This is a genomic window from Thermosynechococcus sp. HN-54, assembly GCF_023650955.1.
GTDB lineage: Bacteria > Cyanobacteriota > Cyanobacteriia > Thermosynechococcales > Thermosynechococcaceae > Thermosynechococcus.
Genome location: NZ_CP098039.1, coordinates 53738 through 77085, shown reverse-complemented (window position 1 = coordinate 77085; position 23348 = coordinate 53738). Strand labels below are relative to the sequence as shown.

The window sequence follows — 23348 nt, the reverse complement described above, 5'->3', positions numbered from 1 at the left end:
CCCTCTAGTGTATCGGTAGCGACTGCCCTTGCTGTTGGTGGAAAACCGATCTCTCCATTTCCTCCCAGAGGGTGACAATGACGGTATTGGCCATCAGAAATCCTGCTGGCTGGGTCAAGTGCAGGCGATCGCCCGCCAAAGAAAGCGTCTCTGGAGACATTTTTGCGGCTACCCTTTGCAAAGCCTCAACCCACGACGTTGGAAATTCATCCGCTAAAGCAACTAAAGAGAGGCCATCTCTGAGGCGCAAGCCCAGCATCAGGGTTTCCAACCAGCGATCCCACAGGGAATCTGGACTGACTTGATTGAGGCTCTCTGGTAAGCTTTGCAGCCATTGATAGTATTCACGGCGGGTACGCGGACGGCTGAGGCGACGATGCCTGAGATAACTGGTGGCGCCCATGCCAAAGCCATAGTAGGGTTGATTGTGCCAGTAGACTTGATTGTGGCGACAGCGAAACCCCGGTCGGGCATAGTTGGAAATTTCGTAGTGGTCGTAGCCCGCTGCGCTTAACATCTCGTGGCCAAGACAATAGGCAGTGGCGGCCTGCTCTTGGGTCGGTAGGGGGGCAGCTTCCGGTTGATAGCGTTTGCTGAAGACGGTTTTTGGCTCAATGATGAGGTCATAGATAGAGAGATGCTTTGGGTTGAGGGCGATCGCTTGCTCTAGGGAGAACTGCCAATCCGCTAAGGATTGTTGTGGCAATCCTGAAATCAAATCTATACTCCAATTTTCTACCCCCGCCCTATGAATCATCTCAACTGCCCGCTCAACATCGGCCACATCGTGACTGCGGCCACACACGCGCAATAGCTCATTATCAAAGGCCTGGACACCCAAACTGACACGATTCACCCCCACCCTGAGATAGCCCTGCAATTGTTCTAAGTCAAAGGTGCCCGGATCCATTTCCATGGAAATTTCTGCCCCTAGGATAATACCGATCTGGCGATCGAGGGCTTCCAGCAGTTGGCCAATGTATTGAGGCGGTACTAGAGACGGTGTTCCCCCCCCAAAAAAGATCGTTTGAAGCGGTAGCGGCTCAGCAGGGGTGTGGGCAATTTCTTGACGCAGCGCAGCCACATACTCTTGGATGAGTGATTCTGCGAGCGTCGGAGAATCTCCCACTACCGTAATCGGAAAGTCACAGTAGAAGCAGCGGCGCCGACAAAAGGGCAGATGAATGTATGCGGCTGTAGTCATTGTTTTCCTAGCTGCTTTGTATCGTTCACTTTTGTAGTCATGAAGGATTTCAGGACTTTACCTATTTGGGAAAGAGTTGTTGCAGGGCTTCCTCTAGGGTGGGCGCCATGACGATTCGCTGATTGTCCATGACAATGACTCGCGCTAACGTAGGCAGCTGGTTTTGATCGGCTTCAAGGTAAATGGGTTCGACATAGAGGAGCGATCGCTCAATGGGGATAATGAGGAGATTGCCCTGAACCGATCTGGATCCTTGGCGATTCCAGAGAGAGATTTGTTGTGAAATCACTGGATCTTGATTGATCCGCGCCTCCATTTGTTCGGGGCCAAACACCAGTTCTTGCTTGGGAAAAACGTAGAGGAGGAGCTTACCGTAGTTTTGACCATCGGAGCGAGCCGCCAGCCAACCAATCAGATTCGGACGATTCACGGGCGTGAAGGGCACCAAGAGAATAAACTCCTCAGTGTAGCCAATGGGTAGTTTGGTAATCAAGTAGTAGGGAGCAACGGCTTGGGATTTTTCGCGGTAAATCTCCTTGGGAATTTGCCAGAGGTCTTCGCGGTTGTAAAAGACCACGGGATCTGTCATGTGGTATTTCAGGAGCTGCTCCGACTGCACCTGCATCAGGTCAATGGGATAGCGAATGTGGCGGTAGAGGCGGTGGGGCATGGCACTCAGGGGATGAAAGAGCGTTGGAAAAACCCGCTGCCATGTGCGAATCATGACATCGTCGGGTTCCACCACATAAAATGTGACGTTGCCGTTATAGGCATCCACAACGACTTTGACAGAGTTGCGAATGTAGTTAAATGAGTGCTCGCCCGGATCGCTATAGGGATAGTAGCGACTGACCGTATAAGCATCAATAATCCAGTAGAGATAGCTGACCCCCGCAGTGCTCGGACTAGTTGCAATGTCGTGTTCAGAGCGTGGATCGGCGACGACAAGATAGGGTTCACTGTCGAAACGTAAAAAAGGGGCGATCGCCCGCACCCGGTCTTGAATCAACCGCCGAAAGAGAACCCGTGAGTCTGGTCGCAAATTGGGAGTCAAAAGCAGTTGCCAGTCACCAAAATAGACACTATAGACCAAGCGGCGCCACCAACTGGCAATGGGAACCCCCCCGGTGCCGTCATAGTGGTTATAGACATTTTCAGCTCCACGAGGAAAATCGAGTTCGGGAACATCGGAGGGGGCAAAGATATAGGTATTGGTGAGTTCACCGTAGTAAATCCGTGGATAGAAAAAAGGAATGCTCTCACGAATTTGCGGGGGATTGACCAGTAGCTCACCCGTGTCGCCAATATCGCGAACAAAGTATTTGGGCAAACCATTGGCTTCGGCGGTATTGACAGGACTCATCGTGAAGCCATAACCGTGGGTAAAGACCAAGTGCTCGTTAATCCAACTGCGGGCAAATCGCTGAACAGCACCGTAGTCCACTTCACGGGCGGCAATGAGGACTTGGCGAATTTCTGATTGGTCTTGCTCAGAATCCAGTTTCAGATAGTAGCGATCCAAAAAGGCCGCTGGGAACCGATAGTAGGAGCGCAGTTGTTGCAGTTGGCGGTTCGTTTCCAAAAGGGGGCGCGTATCCCAAAGGCGGATATTGCGCGTGGTGGCGGCGTTGGCGGCAATGATCTCGGCATTGAGGTTATTTTCGGGTTGGAAAGGTTCCACCCGCATTTTTTCGAGATCAAAGCCTTCGCGGGTGTGGGTAATGGTGCGTTGAATGTAGGGGAGTTCCCGTTCTAGTTGATTAGGCTGAACAATGGCTGCTTCAACCGCTGTGGGCAAGAGCCAGTCTGCCACAACAATCAAGATCAAATAGCCCAATGTAAAGCCAAACAGTCCGGGGGCGATGGGGCCGAGCCGTCGCTGTCGTTCTCCACCCCGTCGAATGGCTGACCAAGCAAGCAAACAAGCCACTCCTAAAGCGGAGGCTGAGAGCCAACCATAGAGGGGTAAGCGCACCGTGATGTCGGTATAACCTGCCCCAAAAGCAGCGCCATTTGTGGAGTAGAGGAGTTTGTAGCGTTCTAGCCAAAAACTCAAAGCCACTGTGGCAAAAACAAAGGCACTCAAGCCCTGTAAATGTCGCCGTTGCGATCGCCCGAAGCCAAGGAACTTGCCATGACTGAGACTTTCATTGGCGAGCAGGTAACCGAGAGCTGTGCCCGCTAAACCCACAACACTGAGGTTGACCAACCAGAGGCGCAGCAGTTCCCACAGCGGGATTTGAAACAGGTAAAAGCTAATCGAATGGTGAAAGAGCGGCTCTGTGTGGGGATCACTGGCGGCAAACAGTCCCTTGAGAACCACTGACCAACTGAGGCTAGCGATCGCCCCCATGGCGAGGCTTAAAAGAATGCCTATTCCCTGAAAGAGGTGCAGGGGCAACCACAGCCCCACTACCAAGGCCGCTAAACTCGGCACCAGTAGCCAAGGATTCTGTACCACTTGCAGCGATAGGTCCGCCACCCGCCAAACACTCAATTGCGGTAGCAGAGGGCTGTTAAACGTAATTTCTGAGCGCTGATACCACAGTTGCAGGGCGATCGCCCCAATGTGATAAGTCGCCACGATGAGTAGCCAAATGAGACCGCTAGCACACAGCAAGAGTCGCCATAGCCCCAGTCCGCGGTAAGTACTCTGTGCTGTCAGGGTGGGATCGAAGGTTACTATGCGTTGACGCCGCAGCCAGTGTTGTTGCCAGCTATAAAATAGCCCCGATAAACCCGTAATCACAATAAACAGGAGGGCTTGGACACTCCAGCGCTGCCATACGACCTCTAGATACCCCAGTTGTTCAAACCAGAGGCTTTCGGCAATTAGGCGACACAACCCCACCCCAAGGGCGATCGCCAGCACTAGGGCACAGAGCCAGCGCAGCCAACAGGGCATAAAGTGTACAAGAGGCAGTGACGGCATCAACCTCGAAAAAGCGCTAAAACTACGGTACAGTGCTGCTAGATGTTGTCCTAACGCCAGTTTAGCGATTCAACCATGTTCTTACGCTCCCTACTTGTTGGCCTTTTGAGTTTCATTTTGCTTTTCAGCTCTACTGCTCCGAGTTTGGCACTTGGAGGGGAGCTGCCGCCCTTGAATGCTCCCGCACCCGATTTTTCCCTCCCTAGCAGTATTGATGGTCAGCCTATTTCTCTGAAAGACTATCGCGGCAAGTGGGTGGTGCTGTATTTTTACCCCAAGGATTTTACCTCTGGCTGTACCCTCGAAGCCCAACGCTTTCAGCGGGATATTGAGCAGTTCCATGCCCACAATGCTGAAGTGATTGGCGTCAGTGCCGACTCTGTGGATTCCCATGAGGATTTCTGTGACAGTGAAGGCCTGACCTTTCCATTACTGTCTGACCCTGATGGCCGCGTCAGCAAGGCCTATGGTTCTTGGTTGGGGTTTGTCTCACTGCGCCACAGCTTTATCATCGATCCTGAGGGGATATTACGAGAGCGGTTTGTCAAAGTGAATCCCGCAATTCATAGTCAAGAGGTCTTAGAGCACCTAAAAAAACTGCAGGAGCAAATATAGAGAAGTCACGAAACAAGGAGAAGCTTATCGTCATTCATCATGAGACTTTCGTCATTTCCCGATATGACTGCTGATTCCCTTCCTAATACTCAAGGGTGCGAATGAGCAACTTACCTAAAGTTTCCATCTTGATTCCCACCTATAATCAAGAACAATTTATTCTTGAGGCAGTTCATTCAGCCTTACGTCAAACTTATCCAAATTTAGAGGTCATTGTCGGTGATGATAACTCTTCCGACAAAACTCCCTTTTTAATTCGTCAAATCACTGATCCTCGATTAATTTACATTCGTAATCAGCAAAACTTAGGTCGGGTGAGAAATTATCAGAATTTACTCTACAACTATGCCTCTGGGGAATGGGTTCTCTGCCTTGATGGCGATGACTATTTAATTGATGATCACTTTGTAAGTGACGCTATAGACCTGATTGATGAACGGGTTGTTATTATTGCGGCAAATATCTTCAAATTGTTGCCCAACGGAGAGACAGTCAGTTATCGTTTACCAGCAGAAAGTGAGATTTTAGGGCAGGAGCTACTTAAAAAGCTGCCAGACAGCCGTTACTTTTTCAAACATGCAGCAACTCTTTATCAAAGAAAAGAAGCGACCTTAATCAACTTTTACTCTTTTGATAGCCCTAGTTCTGATTGGGAATCTCTCTATCGCCTAGCTCAACATGGCAGGGTTAGGTACCTAAAAAAAACTGTAGCCATATGGCGTATTCACGGTGCTAATGCTTCAAAGCAGTTGGATGTATATGAACTTCTTGAAAACCTACAGATTTGGGATCGCATTTTTAATTACGCTAGAGATTTGGGCTTTAGCAAATGGTTAGCTGTCTATCTATGCAGAAAGTGTGTTTTGAGAATGTTTAACGGTTTTTTGTTTGACCTGATGAAAAACATTGGTGATGAAGCTGCTGTTTCTTTCAAGACCGTTTTTACGTTGAGTCTAAAAATGAAAGAAAAATACCCGTTCTTTTGGTTAAGCTGGATTTTTTATCCGGTACTTGCTACTCAAGCCCTAGTGCTCATCATTGGTTTTACGGTTGGCATGACCTTAAGAAAAAGTGTGACTACTAAGCTCCTTTAGGAGGGTAAGTTAAGGTTGCTGAATCTTCTGAGCAGCTTGCTGAATCGCATCTTTATACTTGGCAGGTGCAAGTTCCACTGCCTTGGCATACAGGGGAGCAGCTTCTGTCTTTTTCCCCTGTTCCGTTAGCGCCATTGCTTGGGCAAGAACCGGGCGAAAATCGTTGGGGTTTTCTTTGCCCAGATTTTGGAAGAGGGTCAGGGCCTCATCGTAGCGTTTTTGCGCCATATAGACATCGCCAAGGAGAAGCTGCACCGCCGTAATATCCACACTCCCCGGCTGGAGTTTGTTGGCTTGCTCCGCCCCTTGAAGGGTCTCTTCAATCAGACCAATGGCCGCTTGGGGACGATTTTCCTTGAGGTAGAGATCCACCAGACCCCGCAGAGCATTGAGGTTACCGGGGGATTTGGCAAGAACCCCCTGAAAGGTTTGGGCAGCCCCCTCGCGATCGCCCGTTTGTTGTTGCGCTTGTGCCAGCAAGATCGCATAATCTGTTTGTTCGGGTCGCTGAGCAGCCAAGCGTCGCAGGGGGTCAATGACACTGGCAATTTCCCCTTTGCCCAGTTGAATCAATTGCAGTCGAGCCAGCACTAAGCCTTCCAATGCCGTGGCATTGTTAGGTTCACGCTCTAGCACCAGTTGGTAGCCCTTTTCTTGAGCTTGCAGTTCGGCAACTTTGTCACCCGCAGGGGGGCTGGCCACAGGACTAGGGGTGGTTTGTGGTGCCGTAAAGGCACTGGTGAGCAGGGGCATCACAGAAATGGCAATGAAAGGAATCATGCCCAACACCAACACTAACAGGGTGATCCATTTCTTGCGCATTTCGCCTCCTACTGCATGCCCAACGTTGCCTGTGCCAGTATGATTTTAGCCTAGGGAATCAGAGGAATTGTTGCCAATTTTCATGTCGGCGGCCTTCCCCTTGTTAAAATTTGAGCAATTTCTTGGAGAGGTGTCATGAGCGAACTAACGCCGGAAACCATCAATTGTGCGGAGGCCTGTGTCAATGGCTGTGTCTTGGGCGATCGCTGTCCCAACCGCGAGTACATTGCTGCCGCCAGCAAATTTATGAATGAGACGCCTCTAGATCAAATTTTGCAAATTGCAGCGGATAGCTATCCCAAACGGCTCTTGGCCTCAATTGAGCGCGATCGCCAGCGAGCGGCTAACCCGCCCCAAGAATAGGTATTTCCAGATGCTTTGATCATGTCTCGTCTGCGTGCGTTGCAGGGCTACTTGCTTCTGCGTCTTTTACTGGCTCCGCTAATGCTGTGGACGATTGTCACCGTCGTCTTTTTGCTGCTGCGAGCTACCCCCGGTGATCCTGTGGATGCCATTTTGGGACCGCGTGCACCGACTGCCGTCAAGGAGGCCTTGCGAGAGCAATTGGGTTTAGCTCAACCCCTGTGGCAGCAATACTTGAACTATCTTGGACAACTCCTACGCTTGGACTTGGGGACTTCTTTAACCAGTCAGGGGGAAGCAGTAACTGGGATTATTGCCAAGCATTTTCCGGCCACAGCAGAATTAGGCCTCGCCAGTCTGGCGATCGCCTTTGCCTTAGGAGTGCTCATTGGCAGTCTGGCTGCGGTTAAGTCTGGAACCGCTTGGGATATGGGTGGGCGTCTCTTTGGCATCATCACCTATGCCTTGCCGCTCTTTTGGTTAGGGATGCTACTACAACTGCTTTTTGCCGTGAATCTACGCTGGCTTCCCTTGGGCACCCGCTACCCCATCACCGAAACACCCCCCCAAGGTCCTACGGGCTTGTACATTGTTGATGCCCTTCTCAACGGCAATCTCCATCAATTCCTAACGGCTGCTACCTACTTGCTCCTGCCTGCCCTCACGCTGGCGATCGTCCTCAGTGGCATCTTTGAGCGGATTGTGCGAGTAAATCTCAAGCAAACCTTAGTGGCAGATTATGTCGAGGCTGCCCGTGCCCGTGGCATCCCTGAACATCGGATTCTCATTCACCATGCCCTCAAGAATGCCCTGATTCCCGTGATCACGGTTTTGGGTCTGACCCTTGCCAGTCTTTTGGGGGGAGCAGTTTTGACCGAGGTGACGTTTTCTTGGCCGGGGCTAGGTCAACGACTCTACGAAGCCATTACTCTGCGGGACTATCCCACCGTACAGGGGATTGTGGTTTTCTTTGCTGTGATTGTGGTCGCCGCCAGTATTCTCATTGATCTGCTGAATGCTTGGATTGACCCTCGCATTCACTACTAACTTTTTGGCACCTGCCGATAGAATAAAGAACGAAACAACGTAACAAATCTTAACGTTAGGAGGTTATCCGTCATGGCTCTAGCCGTTGGTACACCCGCACCGGCCTTTACTGCCAAAGACACCCATGGCAACACCGTATCCCTCAGCGACTTCGCAGGCAAAACCGTGGTGCTATACTTCTACCCCAAGGATGACACCCCCGGCTGCACCAAAGAGGCCTGTAGCTTCCGCGACAACTATGCGGCTTATCAGGGCAAAGACATTGTCGTTTTGGGCGTCAGCACCGATGACGAAACCTCACACCAAAAGTTCACTGAGAAATTCAACCTCCCCTTCCCACTGCTGGCAGATGTCGATAAATCCATCATCAAAGCCTATGACGTGGATGGGGGCGGCTATGCCAAGCGAGTCACCTATGTGATTGACGGCAATGGCATCATTTCCCATGTTTATACCAACGTGAAAACCGACACCCACGCCAGCGACATTTTGGCGGATCTGGGTCTTTAGGTCGTTCCCAAAGTCAGGGTTAAGTGAGGCGGCTGGAGGAGTTCTAGCTGCCTTTTTGCTAACTAGACGGAGAGAGAGGGATTCGAACCCTCGGTGACATCACTGCCACACTCGATTTCAAGTCGAGCGCATTCGACCACTCTGCCATCTCTCCCAGTATTCTATATTTTACGTTAGCGATCGCTTTCGACAAATCTAGCCGCTGCCAACTCTGCCTAAAATGATTCTTCCGACTTCGCTGATGGCGACAATTTGGCGATCGCGCCCAAACAAGGCACAGCCTACCTGTAATGACCGGCCGATGGGAGCGGCACAATGGGCATGGATATAGACAATGGCACGCTGATCAATGCGGTTGGCAACTTGGCTAAGAATCTCAGGTAAGGCTTGGGGAGCCATTGTTTCTAAAAATTTGAGGGCAGCTTCAACCGTTGGTGCTTGCCACACCTGCTGTAGAATCTCTGGGTTTAAGCCTGCAAGGGCACAAAAAGCGGTGAGAATTTCTTGGCGAGCATCCGCAAGGTGGTGATGGGTATGGAAAATACCGCCGGCGAGTTTAATTAATTTGCCGTGGTAACCCAAGAGGAGCAACTGTTGCACTTTGTGCTGTGCGGCGGCCACGAGCATTGGCCCTAGCCAATTGGCGGTTTTCACGCAAAGAGAAGGGGGAATCTGAAGTTGTTGCGCTACCTGAAGGCCATTCTCACCAATGCAAAAGACGAGGGTGGGCGATTGAGCGGCTTTCTCGGCTAAGTCCTTGCGATAGCGATCCAGTTGCTCAGGGGCTGTGAGGGGTTGGGCTAAGGCAGTTGTGCCCAAGAGGGATAGTCCGTCAACAATGCCAAAGGCTGCATTGGAGGTGCGCTCTGCCAAGTCTCGCCCTTGGGGCAGGAGAATCGTAACAGCGATCGCCCGATCCTTAGGACAGTAAAAAAGTAGGTTGGTGGTTAGCAACAAGCGGGCATAGCGATAGATAGCCGCCTCGCCCGTGGCGCGATCGCGCCCAACCCCAAAGCCTCCTTCAATGTGAATTTTGGGAGAAGTTGCGGGGTCTTGCCAGCGTACCCAAGCCCAAATAGGGGTATGGTGGGTGAGATCAAGGGGATCACTGGGTTCACTATAGGTAATAGCTAGAGCCTGCTGGTCATCTAAGGGTGCCCCTTGGGCAATGGGTAACCTGTCACAGCAATTCGGGCGCAGCAGCGCAAGGGTGACCTCTTGAGGACAGGTGCCTTCGGTCAGGCATCGTAGGGCAGCGACAGCAGCAGCAGTAGCAAAAACCGGTAGCGTGTAACCCACAGATGCTAAGCAGTGAACTGCGCCAAACTAGTGCGAGCCGCTTCAGCAACTGCTTCGGCAGGGTCAGTGGCTAATTGTTCAAGCAAGGGGCAAACCTCTGGAGTGCCAATTTGCCCGAGGGCGATCGCCAGCCGATGGCGGACTTGCCAATCAGGATACTCAACAAATGGCCGCAAGTGCTCAATACTTTCAGGTTGTTTTAGTTCACCCAAGGAACCAATGGCGGCTAATTTCACCAATTCTTGGGGACTGTGGAGCGCTTCGATCAGCAGATCAACAGCGGCAGGATTCCCAAGGGCACCCAAGGCGGCAATGATACTGAATTGCAGCAGCCAATCGTTGGTACTGTGGTAGGCCGTTTCTAAATCTTCGAGGGCAAAGGGAACCTGTAATACAGCCATGGCATCCGCTGCGGCAGCACGGACATCAATTTCACTGTCATGGAGCAGGCGATCGCGCAACAGCTCATGGGCGAGATCACGGTTGACGTGCCCTAGGGTGGCAATTTGACTGACAGCAGCATAGCGGACACGGGAATTTTCATCTTGGCTGAGGGGTTGGATCAGTCGAAAGGCATCATTGGGATCAAGGCTGCGCAGTTGATTGATGCCCCGCAGGCGATCGCCCACATCCGCTGAGGCAATGAGTTCCTGAATTGCCGCTGTGTCCACGCCAACGTCCTCAACTTGATTCTTTTGATCCTACTGGGTTGCGTTACCCACAGAAAAGGGCAGAGCGATCGTGGCTGTGATTCCCTGCCCTCAAGCTTAGGAGTTGTCACTGGGTTGTGCGTTCTAGGCTTGTTTTTCAGCCTCAGCAATTTGCAGCATGGTCTTCAGGACGGAATCGGGGTTGAGACTAATGGAGTCAATCCCTTGAGCCACCAAGAATTGGGCAAACTCAGGATAGTCACTGGGGGCTTGACCACAGATGCCAATTTTGCGCCCCTTGGCCTTCGCCGTTTGAATGGCTTGCGCCACCATCCGTTTGACTGCCTCATTGCGCTCATCAAACAAGTGCGCCACCAAGGCGGAATCGCGATCCAACCCCAATGTGAGTTGAGTGAGGTCATTGGAGCCAATGGAGAAGCCATCAAAGACTTCGGCAAAGGCATCCGCTAGCACCACGTTACTGGGGAGTTCGCACATCACATAGACTTGAAGAGCATTTTCCCCTTGCTTCAGCCCATGTTTGGCCATCTCTGCCAGCACTCGCCGTCCTTCCTCTGGGGTGCGACAGAAGGGAATCATCAAAATCACGTTCGTCAGACCCATCTCATCGCGGACTTTCTTCATGGCGCGGCATTCAAGGGCAAAGCCTTCGGCATAGTTGGGGTCGTAGTAACGGGAAGCACCCCGCCAGCCAATCATTGGGTTTTCTTCATGGGGTTCAAACTGCCGCCCACCAAGGAGATTGGCGTACTCATTGCTCTTGAAGTCCGACATCCGCACCACCACGGGCTTGGGATAAAAGGCAGCAGCGATCGACCCAATGCCTTGAGCCAACTTATCGACAAAGTACTCCGCCTTATCGGTGTAGTTCTGGGTTAGCTCGGCAATTTTCAGCTTCGCCACCTCATCGGTGAGTTCATCGTAGTGGAGCAATGCCAAGGGGTGCGCTTGAATGTGGTTGGCAATAATAAACTCCATACGTGCCAAACCCACCCCATCATTGGGAATTGCCGCCAAGCTAAAGGCTTCTTCTGGGTTACCCACATTCATCAGGATTTGGGTGCGGGTACGCGGCAGATTTTCAAGAGCCACTTCCTCCACATGGAAGGGCAGCAATCCCTGATAGACATGACCCTCTTCGCCTTCGGCACAGGAGACCGTCACCTCTGCACCGTTGGGGATCGTTTCTGTAGCGTCACCACAACCGACAATGGCAGGAATGCCCAACTCACGAGCAATAATCGCCGCATGGCAGGTGCGTCCCCCCTGATCGGTGACAATGGCACTGGCTTTTTTCATGATTGGCTCCCAGTCGGGATCCGTGCGGTGGGTCACCAACACTTCCCCCGCTTGGAACTGATCGATATTGCTGACATTGAGAATGACGCGGGCACGGCCTTGGCCAATCATTTCCCCCACAGCACGCCCCGTGGCAAGGAGCGTTCCTTTTTCTTCGAGATGGTATGTGCGTAGGACGTTCGTGGCTTTTTGGGATTGGACGGTTTCAGGACGCGCCTGCACGATAAAGAGTTCACCCGTGATGCCATCTTTTGCCCACTCAATGTCCATGGGGGTGTAGGTTCCCCGCAGGGCAGAGTAGTGCTCCTCAATGAGACAGGCCCAACGACCGAGGGTGAGGATTTCTTCGTCAGTGAGGGCAAATTGTTTCCGCAGCGTGTCCGGTACAGGTTCATTGCGCGTGAGCTTGGTACCGCCGAGGTCATAGACCATACGGATTTCTTTGGTACCGAGGGCTTTTTTCAGGATGGGTTTATAGCCCGCCTTCAATGTGGGCTTAAAGACCAAGTACTCATCGGGGTTGACGGCGCCTTGAACAACGTTTTCGCCCAACCCATAGGCAGCCGTGATCAGGGCAGTGTCCTTAAAGCCCGTTTCCGTGTCAATGGAGAACATCACCCCAGAGCAGGCCAAGTCGGAGCGCACCATTTTTTGCACCCCCACCGACAGCGCCACACTGAAGTGGTCAAAACCTTTGATTTGGCGATAGGAAATCGCGCGATCCGTAAAGAGTGAGGCAAAGCAGCGATGACAGGCATCGAGCACGCCCTTGAGGCCATGGACATTGAGGTAGGTTTCCTGCTGACCCGCAAAGCTAGCATCGGGCAAATCTTCAGCGGTGGCACTGGAGCGAACCGCTACGTCGGTATTCGAGCCATAGCGATCGCACATTTTTTGGTAGGCGGCAGCAATCGCATCCGTCAATTCTTGGGGAAAGGGCGTGTGCAAAATCAGCGAGCGAATCGCTTGCCCCACCCGGTGGAGTTCTGTTACATCCTCGACATCGAGGCCTTCAAGGAGCCGCCGCAGTTGTGTGTCGAGATTGCCCGACTGGATAAAGTAGCGGTAGGCATAGGCCGTGGTTGCAAAACCATCGGGGACATTAATGCCTTTGGGCGTGAGTTGTTGGAGCATTTCCCCCAAGGAAGAGTTTTTGCCTCCCACCAAGGGCAGGTCTTTGCAGCTGAGGGAATTCAGTTCTAAAACAAATGCTGTTTCCCGATTGGTAATTTCACTGGTCGGTCTAGGGATGGATTGAGTCATTGTTATGCTCCCAAACATTAAGTTTCATTGATTAAATTGCCGTTTGCTGTCCCTCTGGGGAGGCAACAGCAGTGCTTGAGCCGTTAAAGTTTTGAGTGTCTTTGGCTCCCTTTGCTATCGTGAATCTGTCAATCACCTAACTGCACGCAATTCCCAAGTCCCACTTATCCGTTGACAGACACCAGCCCCCCCTTTTGCAGGACAGTGGGTAAAGCCATTGCGGTCTGGTTCGCAATTGATTCCCAACGGAGACTTTATGGGTAGGGTTTGCAGCCGCCTCTATTTGCTAAGGTGGTAAATCCCTATTGCCCTACATCTCCATTCTGAAACAGAAAAATTGGCTTTGTTTGTTGCTTAACAATCCCTTAAATTGGTCAGGATTCCAAATCACGATGGGTAAAGGGTTTGGCATTGGCGCCGCTATAGGTCGCCACAATGTGGCCATTCCCGACCAGTTGGTATTTGTAGGTCACTAATCCCTCTAGCCCTACCGGTCCTCGCGGCGGTAATTTGTGGGTGCTGATACCGACTTCAGCGCCAAAGCCATAGCGGAAGCCATCGGCAAAGCGGGTGGAGCAATTGTGAAAAACGCCAGCGGCATCCACCTCTTGGAGAAAACGGGTGGCGGCGGCTGCATCCTCGGTAACAATGGCTTCGGTGTGTCCCGATCCATAGGTGGCAATGTGGCTCAAGGCAGCATCGAGATCGGGAATGACTTTGATGGAGAGGATCAAATCGCAGTATTCTGTCGCCCAGTCGGCTTCACTGGCAAGGGTCATGGGCACAAGGTGACAGGCGATCGCATCGCCGCGGAGTTCAACACCGGCTTTTTGCAGCGCCACGGCAACCTTAGGTAAAAATGCTTCGGCAATGCCGCGGTGGACAAGGAGGGTCTCAATGGCATTACAGGCGGCAGGGTACTGGGTTTTGGCATCAAGGGTAATGGCGATCGCCTTCTCGAGATCCGCTGCCACATCCACATAGAGATGACACAGACCATCGGCATGCCCCAGCACGGGAATCCGCGTGTTGTTCTGGATATAACGCACAAATTCATTGGATCCCCGAGGAATGATGAGATCAACCCATTGATCCAGTTGCAGCAATTCCGTAATTTCTGCCCGCCGCATCAGGAGGGCGATCGCCCCAGCGGGCACCGCCGACTTCTCTAGCCCTCTGTGAATGGCCTGCATAATCGTTTGGCAAGAGCGACTGGCCTCTTGGCCTCCCTTGAGAATGGCGCCATTCCCCGACTTAATTGCCAAGGAAGCGATTTGTACGACGGCATCGGGACGCGCTTCAAAAATCACCCCTAACACTCCCAAGGGACAAGTAACGCGACTCAGAACTAGCCCTGTGTCCAATTCTCGATGGAGTTGGCGCTGACCAAGGGGATCGGGGAGGGCAGCCACTTGCCGTACGCCGGCGATCGCCGCCGCTAGTTTACTAGGACTCAGTTCCAACCGTGCATAGAGAGAGGGATTGAGCTGATTAGCCTTGGCCTGCTCACAGTCGGCAGCATTGGCAGCCAGAATCTCTTCCCTCGCATCCTCAAGGGCACAGGCGACCTGTTCTAGGGCATCATTGCGGGCAGCAGTATCTAGGGTGGCCAACAGACGCGCCTGCTCATGAACTTCTTTGACCCGTTGCACGAGGGGAGAATCTGCCATAGGGGTTGCCAATTCCAAAGACCTATAAGGGCGATCGTACGCCAAATTGTCCCGCACTTGTGGTAGGTTAACGGCAATTACGTTGCCCTAGAATTGGCCAAAGGACAGGTTCAGGAGGATCATGCGAATTCTATTTGTGGCTGCTGAGGCAGCACCGCTTGCGAAAGTGGGGGGAATGGGAGATGTGGTTGGCTCCCTGCCAAAGGTGTTGCGCCGCATGGGGCATGATGTGCGCATTTTTATGCCCTACTATGGCTTCTTGCCAGACAAGGTGGAGATTCCCAAGGATCCCATCTGGATTGGCCATGCCATGTTTCAGACGTTCCATGTCTATGAAACCATGTTGCCGGGGTCGGATGTTCCCCTTTACCTTTTTGGCCATCCCTGCTTTAATCCCCGCCGCATCTACTATGGGGAGGATGAGGACTGGCGGTTCACTTTCTTTGCCAATGGGGCAGCAGAATTTGCTTGGAACTACTGGAAGCCGCAGATTATCCACTGCCATGACTGGCACACGGGAATGATCCCAGTGTGGATGCATCAGGATCCCGACATTACCACTGTGTTTACGATCCATAACTTGGCCTATCAAGGACCTTGGCGGTGGCGCCTCGAGCAAATTACGTGGTGCCCGTGGTATATGCAGGGGCACAATACAATGGCCGCAGCGGTGCAGTATGCCGATCGCGTGAATACCGTTTCCCCCACCTATGCCGAGCAGATTAAAACCCCGGAATATGGCGAGAAGTTGGAGGGGCTGCTGTCCTTTATTAGCGGTAAGCTTTCGGGGATTCTCAATGGCATTGATACAGAGGTCTTTGATCCCACTACCGATCGCGCCCTTGTGCAAAACTACACCGCCGATACCCTAGAGCGGCGTAAGGCCAACAAAATCGCCCTCCAAGAGGAACTGGGACTAGAGGTGAACTCCGGTGCTTTCTTGGTGGGGATGGTCACCCGCTTGGTGGAGCAAAAGGGGCTGGATCTGCTCATTCAGGTCTTGGATCGCTTTTTAGCCTACACCGATAGCCAGTTTGTTCTCTTGGGCACGGGCGATCGCTACTATGAGACCCAGATGTGGCAAATTGCCTCCCGTTTTCCCGGTCGCTGTAGTGTGCAGTTGCTCTACAGTGATGTCCTCTCGCGGCGGATTTATGGCGGTGCCGATGCCTTCATCATGCCAAGTCGCTTTGAACCGTGTGGCATTGCCCAGATGATTGCCTTGCGCTATGGCTGTGTGCCGATTGTCCGTCGCACCGGTGGCCTTGTCGATACCGTTTCTCACCATGATCCAGAGAGGCAAACGGGAACGGGCTACTGCTTTGACCGCTATGAACCCCTTGACTTCTATACCTGTCTAGTGCGGGCATGGGAGGGGTATCGCTACAAACGGGAGTGGCACACCCTCCAGCAGCGGGGCATGCGCGAGGACTTCAGCTGGACAAAATCAGCACGAGCCTACAATGCACTGTATAACTCGATTTATGGGTTGCCCCCAGACGCCATGCCCAATCCTAGTCCAACCTTAGTACCGGCAATGACCGGATAATGGCTGTGTAGAGTGTGGTCATTCTTGCCTACGAGTACATTGATCCCCTCTGGCAGCCCCTACCTGATCCCCAGGCGTGGGGGCAGGAGATTGACTACTGGCTACTGGATGTGGAGGCTAGCCGTCCGCACTTGCGGTACTGGTTGCAGCGACTAGAGCCGGGCTATTGGCTGTTACAGCAGTTAAGCGCCTTGGGTCGAACTGTTACCGAAGTGAGCGATCGCCTGCGGCATCTAGAGGTAGCGGGTATTACCGTGATTGCCCTAGCCGAAGGCTACGTGAGCGATCGCCCCCCCACTGGGGATCAACTGTTATCCCTTTGGGAGCAGGTCAAGCAGCAACTCCACCAGCAAACTCTTTGCCATGGCCATGCCCGCAATCGCCTGAAGCACCGTCCTCCCCCTGGGCGTGCCCCCTATGGCTATCGCCGCGGCAAGGAGCACTATGTGATTGATCGAGCAGCAGCAGCTGTTGTCAAGGATTTTGTCGAGCATTTTCTCCTCTATGGCTCCCTCAGTGCCGCGGTGCGCTTTATTGCCAATACCCATCACAAGCGGATTAGCATTGCAACGGGTCGCCGCTGGTTGACGCATCCTGTCTATCGGGGACATCTCTACTACCAAGGGCATACGGTGATTCCCCAAACCCATCCCCCCCTCATTGCCCCTGAGGAAGCGGCTCAGGTGGATCGGTTATTGCGGCGGCAACGCTCTTTACCCCGTCGCAGTGCCAGTGCCCCCCATCCGCTGGCAGGCTTGGTAGTTTGCCGCGAGTGTCAGCAACGCTTTGGGCGGACTCAGGTGCAACCCTATCGTCAACCCAGTCAATACGCCTATTTGCGTCCCCTGCACTGTCCCCTCTCCCCCAAGTGTCGCAGCATCCCCTACAACGCAGCCCTGACTGCTGTGATTGATCAAATTGCCCAACGCCTGCCGCGCGCGATCGCCCAACTGTCGGTGCCGACGCCACCGCTGACCGCTGAAATTCAGGCGATTGAAGCCCAACTGCACCACCTTGGCGAACTAGAAACCCAAGGCCTTTTGGATACCGAAACTGCTCAACTGCGCCGCTATAAACTGGCGGGGGAACGGGCACAGCTTGAGGCTCAACGGTTACAATTGCCCCCTAGCAATCTGTTGCAACTGGCGGTTACCCTTGGTCAGCCGCAATTTTGGTACCAACTCTCGGCAGCAGAGCAACGGTTCTATCTACGGGAGTTTTTACATGCCATAGAGGTCACCAGCCGCCCCCCACAGCCTTGGTCTATCCATCTGCGATTTATTTGGGAATCCCCTATTGGCAGTGTTTCTTAACCATTTCCAGTGCCGTGTTTGGCTCCCAAGAGAGGAGATAGGCTTCCCGCTCCTGTGGCAGTTCTGCGGTTTCATAGGGTTGGCTGAGCAACCTTTCTAAATCAGGGTACAAAAGCAGCGGCAGCTTGTACTTAGGTGATCCTAGCGACTGAGAATTTTCGCTGACTTAGCATAAAAAACTTCACAATCTTAATTGATATACTTTAATAGTCTCATTATTTTTGGTTACAAAAACCCGATCGCCCCCCGCAGTCGTTGCAGGGCATCATTGCTGAAATGGGAAGGCTAGTTTATAGATAAATAAAATAAATAAAAAACAGCAATAAGAAATCGCAGGTGTAAGGGGTTATGACGATTGAACTCAGCGATCGCCAAAAGCAAATTCTTGGCGCCACGATTAACCATTACATTGCCACGGCAGAACCTGTCGGTTCAAAAGCGATCGCCACCGAATACAACCTCAACGTCAGCCCGGCCACGGTGCGCAATACGATGCTGCTGCTAGAGAAAAGTGGCCTGCTCTATCAACCCCACACCTCCGCAGGACGAGTCCCTTCTGATTCTGGCTATCGCGTTTATGTGGATGAACTTGTCCAGCCCATTCCCGATGTCGCCCGTAAAGCTGAGAGTCTTTTGAGTGAGCGGTTTATCTGGGGACAACAACGCCTTGAGGTGATCTTGCGGCAAGCCGCGCAGTTACTCTCGGATCTCAGTGGTTACATTACGCTGATTACGCTGCCCAATCGTTTGGAGCGGCAGATTCGGGTGATTCAACTGGTCGCTTTGGATCCCCATCAGGTGATGGTGATTCTTGTTCTCGATACCTACGAAACCCAATCCGCCCTCATCCAATTGGGTCAAGGGGAAGAAAACCCTGAGCTACGGGAGCGCACCCTACAGGTACTGACCAACTTCCTCAACCATCAGTTGCAGGGGCGATCGCTAGTGGAACTCAGTGCCATTGACTGGCAAAAACTGGACTTGGAGTTTCAGGCCTACGGCCAGCAGCTGCAAACCCTGCTTCAGCAATTGAGCGATCGCTACAGCCACCAAGGAACCTCCTTTGTCATGAGTGGTCTTGCCGGTGTTCTCCAGCAGCCGGAGTTCTCCCAAGTGGAGCAGGTACAAATGCTGCTGCATCTTCTTGAGGATCAACAGGATCAACTCGCCCCGCTAATCGGTGCAAATAGCCAAGCCCCCTCGCAGGTGCAAATTCGCATTGGCAGCGAAAATACCCTAGCTCCCATGCAGTCTTGTACATTGGTGTATTCTTGCTATTGCTACGGGAACTCGCCCGTGGGCAGTATTGGCATTCTAGGGCCGACCCGGATGCCCTATGCACGGATTATTCCCCTAGTGGCCACAGCGGCAGATTATTTAACTGAGCAGGTGAGTCGCCGCAAGTAAAGAAATCAAAACATCAGAGAATTCTTGTGCAGTCAACGGCTGACTTTATCATGCACAATAAACTATTGGGCTTTCCCAGTTGGAGATATTGAAATGCCTACACCCGCCTTGCTGGTTCTTGCCGATGGTTCCGTCTTTCGCGGTTTTTCCTTTGGGGCACCGGGAACGGCCATTGGCGAAGTGGTTTTTAACACCGGCATAACGGGCTATCAAGAGGTGCTCACCGACCCTAGCTATTGTGGACAAATTGTGACATTTACCTACCCTGAGCTAGGCAATACCGGAACCACCCCCGAAGATGATGAGTCGGATCGGCCGCAAGTGCGGGGTGCGGTTGCTCGCAACATCTGTGACGTGCCTAGTAACTGGCGATCGCAACAATCCTTACCTGATTACCTCAAAGCCCATCGCATTCCTGCAATTTATGGCATTGACACCCGCGCCCTCACCCGCAAAATTCGCACCGTCGGTGCCATGAATGGCGGCATCTCCACGGAAATCCTTGACCCCGTTGAACTGCTGCAAAAAGTCCTTGCCGCTCCCAGTATGCAGGGACAAAACCTCGCCAAGGTGGTGACCACTCGCACCCCCTATGAATGGACAGAACCGACGCCCCCAGCTTGGGAATTTCGTCCCCAAACGGCCACCGAAGAGCCACCCTTGACGGTTGTGGCCATTGATTTTGGCGTGAAGCGCAACATTCTCCGTCGCTTGGCCAGCTATGGCTGCCGTGTGATTGTCGTGCCGGCGGATACACCAGCAGAAACCATTCTCAGCTATGACCCCGATGGTATTTTCCTCTCGAATGGTCCGGGTGATCCTGCTGCTGTTCAAGAGGGCATTGAGACAGCACGAAAATTATTGGCCGCTCAGCGTCCCATGTTTGGCATTTGTCTGGGGCATCAGTTGTTGGGACTTTCTTTGGGGGCGGAAACCTTCAAGCTGAAGTTTGGTCACCGAGGGTTGAACCAGCCCGCTGGCCTGACGCGGGAAGTGGAAATTACCAGCCAAAACCACGGCTTTGCCATTACTGAAGAATCCCTTGCCCAAACGCCCGTTGAGATTACCCACTTTAACCTTAATGACAAAACCGTTGCCGGTCTGAAGCACCAAACATTACCGATTTTCTCAGTGCAGTATCACCCGGAGGCCAGCCCCGGGCCGCATGATGCTGATTATCTCTTTGGCGAGTTTGTGGCGCAAATGCGCGCTTACCGTCAACAACATCCCCGCAACCAATGAAAGGGCGATCGCTCACCCCTTACCTCTTTCTTGCCCCTGCCTTGGGGTTACTCACACTGACGGTCTTTTGGCCAGCGCTACAGGCCTTTTTCCTCAGTTTCACCCGCTATGAGACGGATCTCCTGAGTCCGCCCGTGTGGGTGGGATGGGCCAATTTTGTCCAATTGTGGCGCGATGGCGTCTTCTGGAAAACCCTAGGCAATACCTTTTTGTATCTCGTGGTGGTGGTGCCAATTCTGGCGATCGCGCCCCTGCTGCTGGCCATTCTGGTCAATCAGCCCCTGCGGGGCATCCGCTGGTTTCGTGCTGCCTACTACAGCCCCGTGATTATCTCAATGGTGGTGGCGGGGATTGCCTGGCGCTGGCTCTATGCCCCTAATGGCCTCCTAAACCAACTGGTACAGGGTCTGCATCTGCGGGACACCCCCATTCCTTGGCTGACAAGTCCCCACTTGGCGCTCTTTAGTGTCATGGCGGTTACGGTTTGGAAAGGCTTGGGCTACTACATGGTGATCTACCTAGCGGGGCTTCAGGGGATTAGCGGTGAACTCTACGAAGCGGCGGCGCTCGATGGCAGTGAGGGCTGGCAACAACACTGGGACATTACCTTACCGCTGATGCGTCCCTATATCTTTTTGGTGAGCATTATCTCAGCAATTTCTGCCACGAAGGTCTTTGAAGAAGTCTATGTGATGACCCAGGGGGGGCCCCTCAATAGCTCCAAGACGATTGTTTATTACATTTATGAAACTGCCTTTCAGCGGTTGGAGATTAACTACGCCTGTACGATGGGACTGGTCTTATTCCTGTTTATCCTGTCGTTGTCCCTCTTCAATCTCAAGTTTGGCCGACGGCTAGACATGCCCCTTAGCTAACCACCTGCATCCGTTGAATCAGCCAACGATCGCCCCGCCGAGTAAAAGTGTAGATCACGCGGTAGGGATCGCTATAGGAAATATCATTGCGCAGTGTCCCCTGTTCATAAAAACGGGCATCCTCATCCACTTCTGCCAACACCTCCACGCGATCGCCCCCTTGAGGACGCACTGCCTTCACCTCTAGGTTCCGCAGAGTATACACCCAATGGCTACCCTCAGATTTAAGGCTTTGTGCCCGCGATCGCCAGCGGCTGAGTTCTGGTTCTGCCAAAATGGTTGCGAGTTTGTCCACTTGAAACGTCCTACCCAAGGCTTGGGCTTTAATTTGCTGCCACGTACGGAGGCGAGCGCGCGTCATCTCGGGCGTTAAGGTGGTGGCTAAGGTCGTTGGTTGTGGCGTCGGGGTCGGCGTTGCCACAGGAGTTGGCATCGGGGTCACTGGCAGTGGCGGGGTGGGGGCTTCAGCCGTTTTGGCTGGCCAATAGACTTTTGCTAAAGCTCCTAACCCAACAAGAACAACCCCTGCACCCATCCAAAAACAAGCCTGACGTTTTTTATGGCAACTGGTTGGAGGGCTGCGCCGTTTGCGAGTGGATGCTGGGGGCGTGACTGTCTGCGTTGCGGTTGAAGAAGCGGTAGCAGCCGATGCCGACAAGCCTTGACCCAGCCCAGTATGATACTCTAAGGGCAACGTTTCCGCTGTGAAGGAGACGGGCGGCGGCACAGCCACCGTGGGTCTAATGACTTCGGGTAGGGCAGAGGCAGTGGTGCTAGTTGGCTCAGGGGCAATAGAGTCGTCACTGAGAGCCTCTAGGTAAGTTTGGATATTGGGATCAGCAAAGTAGGTCTCCAAGGCAACGGGGGTTTCGCCTAAATCCTGAAAGGCTGGATAAATTTCCTCCCTCAGCCATTGTTCGGTGTAGTAGTAAAGCCCCGGCAGTAGATCTGGGGAATCACTGGAATGGCGGCGGATAAAGGCGAGGCTCTGCTGATCCTGACTTTTTTCAAGGGCTGCCAATGCCTCAGTGGGTTGTCCCAATAGCAACAGGCAACTGGCCAGTTCGAGATAGATATCTTGATTGGGGAGAAGCCGCTCTAGTAAATCCTTGGCGCGACGGATATAGCTTGGCTGAAGTTCATGCACCCCCCGTGCCACCAAGGCATGCACCGCTAGATAGGTCGCCACCGCTGACGGACGCCGCGATTCCCGCTCAAAGAGTTCCTGCTGTTCTGCGGTGGTCAAATGGCTGCGCAGTTGCAAAATAAACTTGAGAAAATCCTCCACCCCTAGGCCAGAGTAGTCATCATGGCGACCTTCAATGCCTCCGCGATCGCTGAGCATCTCCCGCAGCAATAAAATACCCCGCTGTCGATTGACACTATCGGATAGAGGCAGAGCCAGTAACTCCAGAATTCGGTAGGGACGTAGGCGATTCAGTTCCGTCTGAAATTGCTCCTGGAGGTCGGGAAAAAGGTTCGCCCGCTGAAGTACCCTGAGACCAGCTTCTAGGCGAGAGGCGGCTGCTTGGTAGGACTGCCGCTGCCATTCCTCGCGTCCCAATTCTAGATAGGCCAAAGCCACAGTGAGGGTAATGTCGGCAACGGCGGCAGAGGAAGTATAGGGGCGGTTGAGATCAAAAGCATCCCCCTTCAGAAATTGTTCTCCCAGTTTGACCACTTGGGAGTAGTTCCCCAGTTCATAGAGCAGGAGGAGTGCCCCCGAAAATTGCTGATCACTGATTTCAAGTTGGGGAGCAGTGGCATCGGAATCCAACTGGGCAATCAAATCATCGGAATCAACGGTGCGGCACTGGCGATCGTAGGCATGGCGCTGCTCAGGTTCCCGCAGAACTGCATAGGCTTGCTCAATGAGTTCACGACGGGTGGCAACGGTGGTGGGGGAGTGCTGATGGGTGGGCAGTTGCAACAGCCGATCCTGAAACGCTTGCTCAATTTGCTCCGGCGTTGCCTGAATTGGCACACCCAACACTTGGTAGTAATCGAGGGGAATGCGCACCTGAACCCAAACCTCTATAGATGAACCAGTCCAGCAACCACAACATTGGCACTCAAAGAACAGGGAACCCCTCCCAAAATGGCTAAGCGTTTAGAAATCACACGCGATCCTTTGGGAATATAACTACAAAGTATTCCCAGAAAAAAGGGAGCA

The 23348-nt window shown here is 52.8% G+C and carries 18 protein-coding genes and 1 tRNA gene; 10 read left to right on the top strand and 9 right to left on the bottom strand.

What is annotated here, in order from left to right:
• Positions 1-4: 4 nt before the first annotated feature.
• Together hemW and NBE99_RS00335 are read right to left on the bottom strand one after the other, a co-directional pair.
• The gene (gene hemW / locus NBE99_RS00340) at positions 5-1204 is read right to left on the bottom strand and encodes a radical SAM family heme chaperone HemW (protein ID WP_250682552.1); all 1200 of its coding nucleotides are present in this window, start codon (positions 1202-1204) and stop codon (positions 5-7) included.
• Between the two features lie 61 nt (positions 1205-1265).
• Entirely contained in the window at positions 1266-4109 is a 2844-nt protein-coding gene (locus tag NBE99_RS00335) for a UPF0182 family protein (protein WP_250682551.1), read from the bottom strand.
• Positions 4110-4211: 102 nt separating this feature from the next.
• Here NBE99_RS00335 and NBE99_RS00330 point away from each other — a divergent pair, with 102 nt between their 5' ends.
• Together NBE99_RS00330 and NBE99_RS00325 are read left to right on the top strand one after the other, a co-directional pair.
• Positions 4212-4751 (top strand): peroxiredoxin, encoded by a 540-nt coding sequence (locus tag NBE99_RS00330; protein ID WP_250682550.1) that lies wholly within the window; start codon positions 4212-4214, stop codon positions 4749-4751.
• A gap of 101 nt (positions 4752-4852) precedes the next feature.
• Positions 4853-5845 (top strand): glycosyltransferase family 2 protein, encoded by a 993-nt coding sequence (locus tag NBE99_RS00325; RefSeq protein ID WP_250682549.1) that lies wholly within the window; start codon positions 4853-4855, stop codon positions 5843-5845.
• 9 nt (positions 5846-5854) lie between these two features.
• On the opposite strand, the gene NBE99_RS00320 is transcribed toward NBE99_RS00325, so the two are convergent.
• Positions 5855-6667: a lipopolysaccharide assembly protein LapB gene (locus tag NBE99_RS00320; RefSeq protein WP_250682548.1), complete on the bottom strand. Its 813-nt coding sequence runs from the start codon at positions 6665-6667 to the stop codon at positions 5855-5857.
• Between the two features lie 135 nt (positions 6668-6802).
• Between NBE99_RS00320 and NBE99_RS00315 the strand changes: the two genes are divergently transcribed.
• The 3 genes from NBE99_RS00315 (at position 6803) to NBE99_RS00305 (ending at position 8587) form a co-directional block, all read left to right on the top strand.
• Complete coding sequence (locus tag NBE99_RS00315) at positions 6803-7030, top strand: hypothetical protein (protein ID WP_250682547.1); 228 nt, start codon at positions 6803-6805, stop codon at positions 7028-7030.
• Positions 7031-7051: 21 nt separating this feature from the next.
• Complete coding sequence (locus tag NBE99_RS00310; RefSeq protein WP_250682546.1) at positions 7052-8077, top strand: ABC transporter permease; 1026 nt, start codon at positions 7052-7054, stop codon at positions 8075-8077.
• A 72-nt stretch (positions 8078-8149) separates the two neighbouring features.
• Complete coding sequence (locus NBE99_RS00305) at positions 8150-8587, top strand: peroxiredoxin (protein WP_250682545.1); 438 nt, start codon at positions 8150-8152, stop codon at positions 8585-8587.
• A 67-nt stretch (positions 8588-8654) separates the two neighbouring features.
• Here the strand turns inward: NBE99_RS00305 and NBE99_RS00300 are convergent.
• The 5 genes from NBE99_RS00300 to NBE99_RS00280 all read right to left on the bottom strand — a co-directional run bounded on the left by NBE99_RS00300 (position 8655) and on the right by NBE99_RS00280 (position 14789).
• Positions 8655-8741, bottom strand: a tRNA-Ser gene (locus NBE99_RS00300).
• 41 nt (positions 8742-8782) lie between these two features.
• Entirely contained in the window at positions 8783-9886 is a 1104-nt protein-coding gene (gene cbiD, locus NBE99_RS00295) for a cobalt-precorrin-5B (C(1))-methyltransferase CbiD (protein ID WP_250682544.1), read from the bottom strand.
• Between the two features lie 5 nt (positions 9887-9891).
• A complete protein-coding gene (locus tag NBE99_RS00290; protein WP_250682543.1) occupies positions 9892-10557 on the bottom strand; it encodes a HEAT repeat domain-containing protein in 666 nt (221 codons plus the stop codon).
• A gap of 123 nt (positions 10558-10680) precedes the next feature.
• The gene (ppsA, locus tag NBE99_RS00285) at positions 10681-13119 is read right to left on the bottom strand and encodes a phosphoenolpyruvate synthase (protein WP_250682542.1); all 2439 of its coding nucleotides are present in this window, start codon (positions 13117-13119) and stop codon (positions 10681-10683) included.
• A 374-nt stretch (positions 13120-13493) separates the two neighbouring features.
• Complete coding sequence (locus tag NBE99_RS00280; protein WP_250682541.1) at positions 13494-14789, bottom strand: glutamate-5-semialdehyde dehydrogenase; 1296 nt, start codon at positions 14787-14789, stop codon at positions 13494-13496.
• A gap of 121 nt (positions 14790-14910) precedes the next feature.
• Here NBE99_RS00280 and glgA point away from each other — a divergent pair, with 121 nt between their 5' ends.
• The 5 genes from glgA to NBE99_RS00255 all read left to right on the top strand — a co-directional run bounded on the left by glgA (position 14911) and on the right by NBE99_RS00255 (position 21175).
• Positions 14911-16338 carry a glycogen synthase GlgA gene (glgA, locus tag NBE99_RS00275; protein WP_250682540.1) on the top strand — a complete coding sequence of 476 codons (1428 nt, stop codon included), beginning with the start codon at positions 14911-14913 and terminating at the stop codon, positions 16336-16338.
• A 14-nt stretch (positions 16339-16352) separates the two neighbouring features.
• Positions 16353-17651, top strand: coding sequence for a recombinase family protein (locus NBE99_RS00270; protein ID WP_250682539.1), 1299 nt, complete (start codon positions 16353-16355; stop codon positions 17649-17651).
• A 348-nt stretch (positions 17652-17999) separates the two neighbouring features.
• Positions 18000-19058 (top strand): heat-inducible transcriptional repressor HrcA, encoded by a 1059-nt coding sequence (gene hrcA / locus NBE99_RS00265; protein ID WP_250682538.1) that lies wholly within the window; start codon positions 18000-18002, stop codon positions 19056-19058.
• Between the two features lie 93 nt (positions 19059-19151).
• Positions 19152-20300, top strand: coding sequence for a glutamine-hydrolyzing carbamoyl-phosphate synthase small subunit (carA, locus tag NBE99_RS00260; RefSeq protein ID WP_250682537.1), 1149 nt, complete (start codon positions 19152-19154; stop codon positions 20298-20300).
• The gene (locus NBE99_RS00255) at positions 20297-21175 is read left to right on the top strand and encodes a carbohydrate ABC transporter permease (protein ID WP_250682536.1); all 879 of its coding nucleotides are present in this window, start codon (positions 20297-20299) and stop codon (positions 21173-21175) included. The genes carA and NBE99_RS00255 overlap by 4 nt, the downstream gene beginning before the upstream one ends.
• Here the strand turns inward: NBE99_RS00255 and NBE99_RS00250 are convergent.
• Positions 21168-23195, bottom strand: coding sequence for an IMS domain-containing protein (locus NBE99_RS00250; RefSeq protein WP_250682535.1), 2028 nt, complete (start codon positions 23193-23195; stop codon positions 21168-21170). The genes NBE99_RS00255 and NBE99_RS00250 overlap by 8 nt on opposite strands.
• Between the last annotated feature and the right edge of the window lie 153 nt (positions 23196-23348).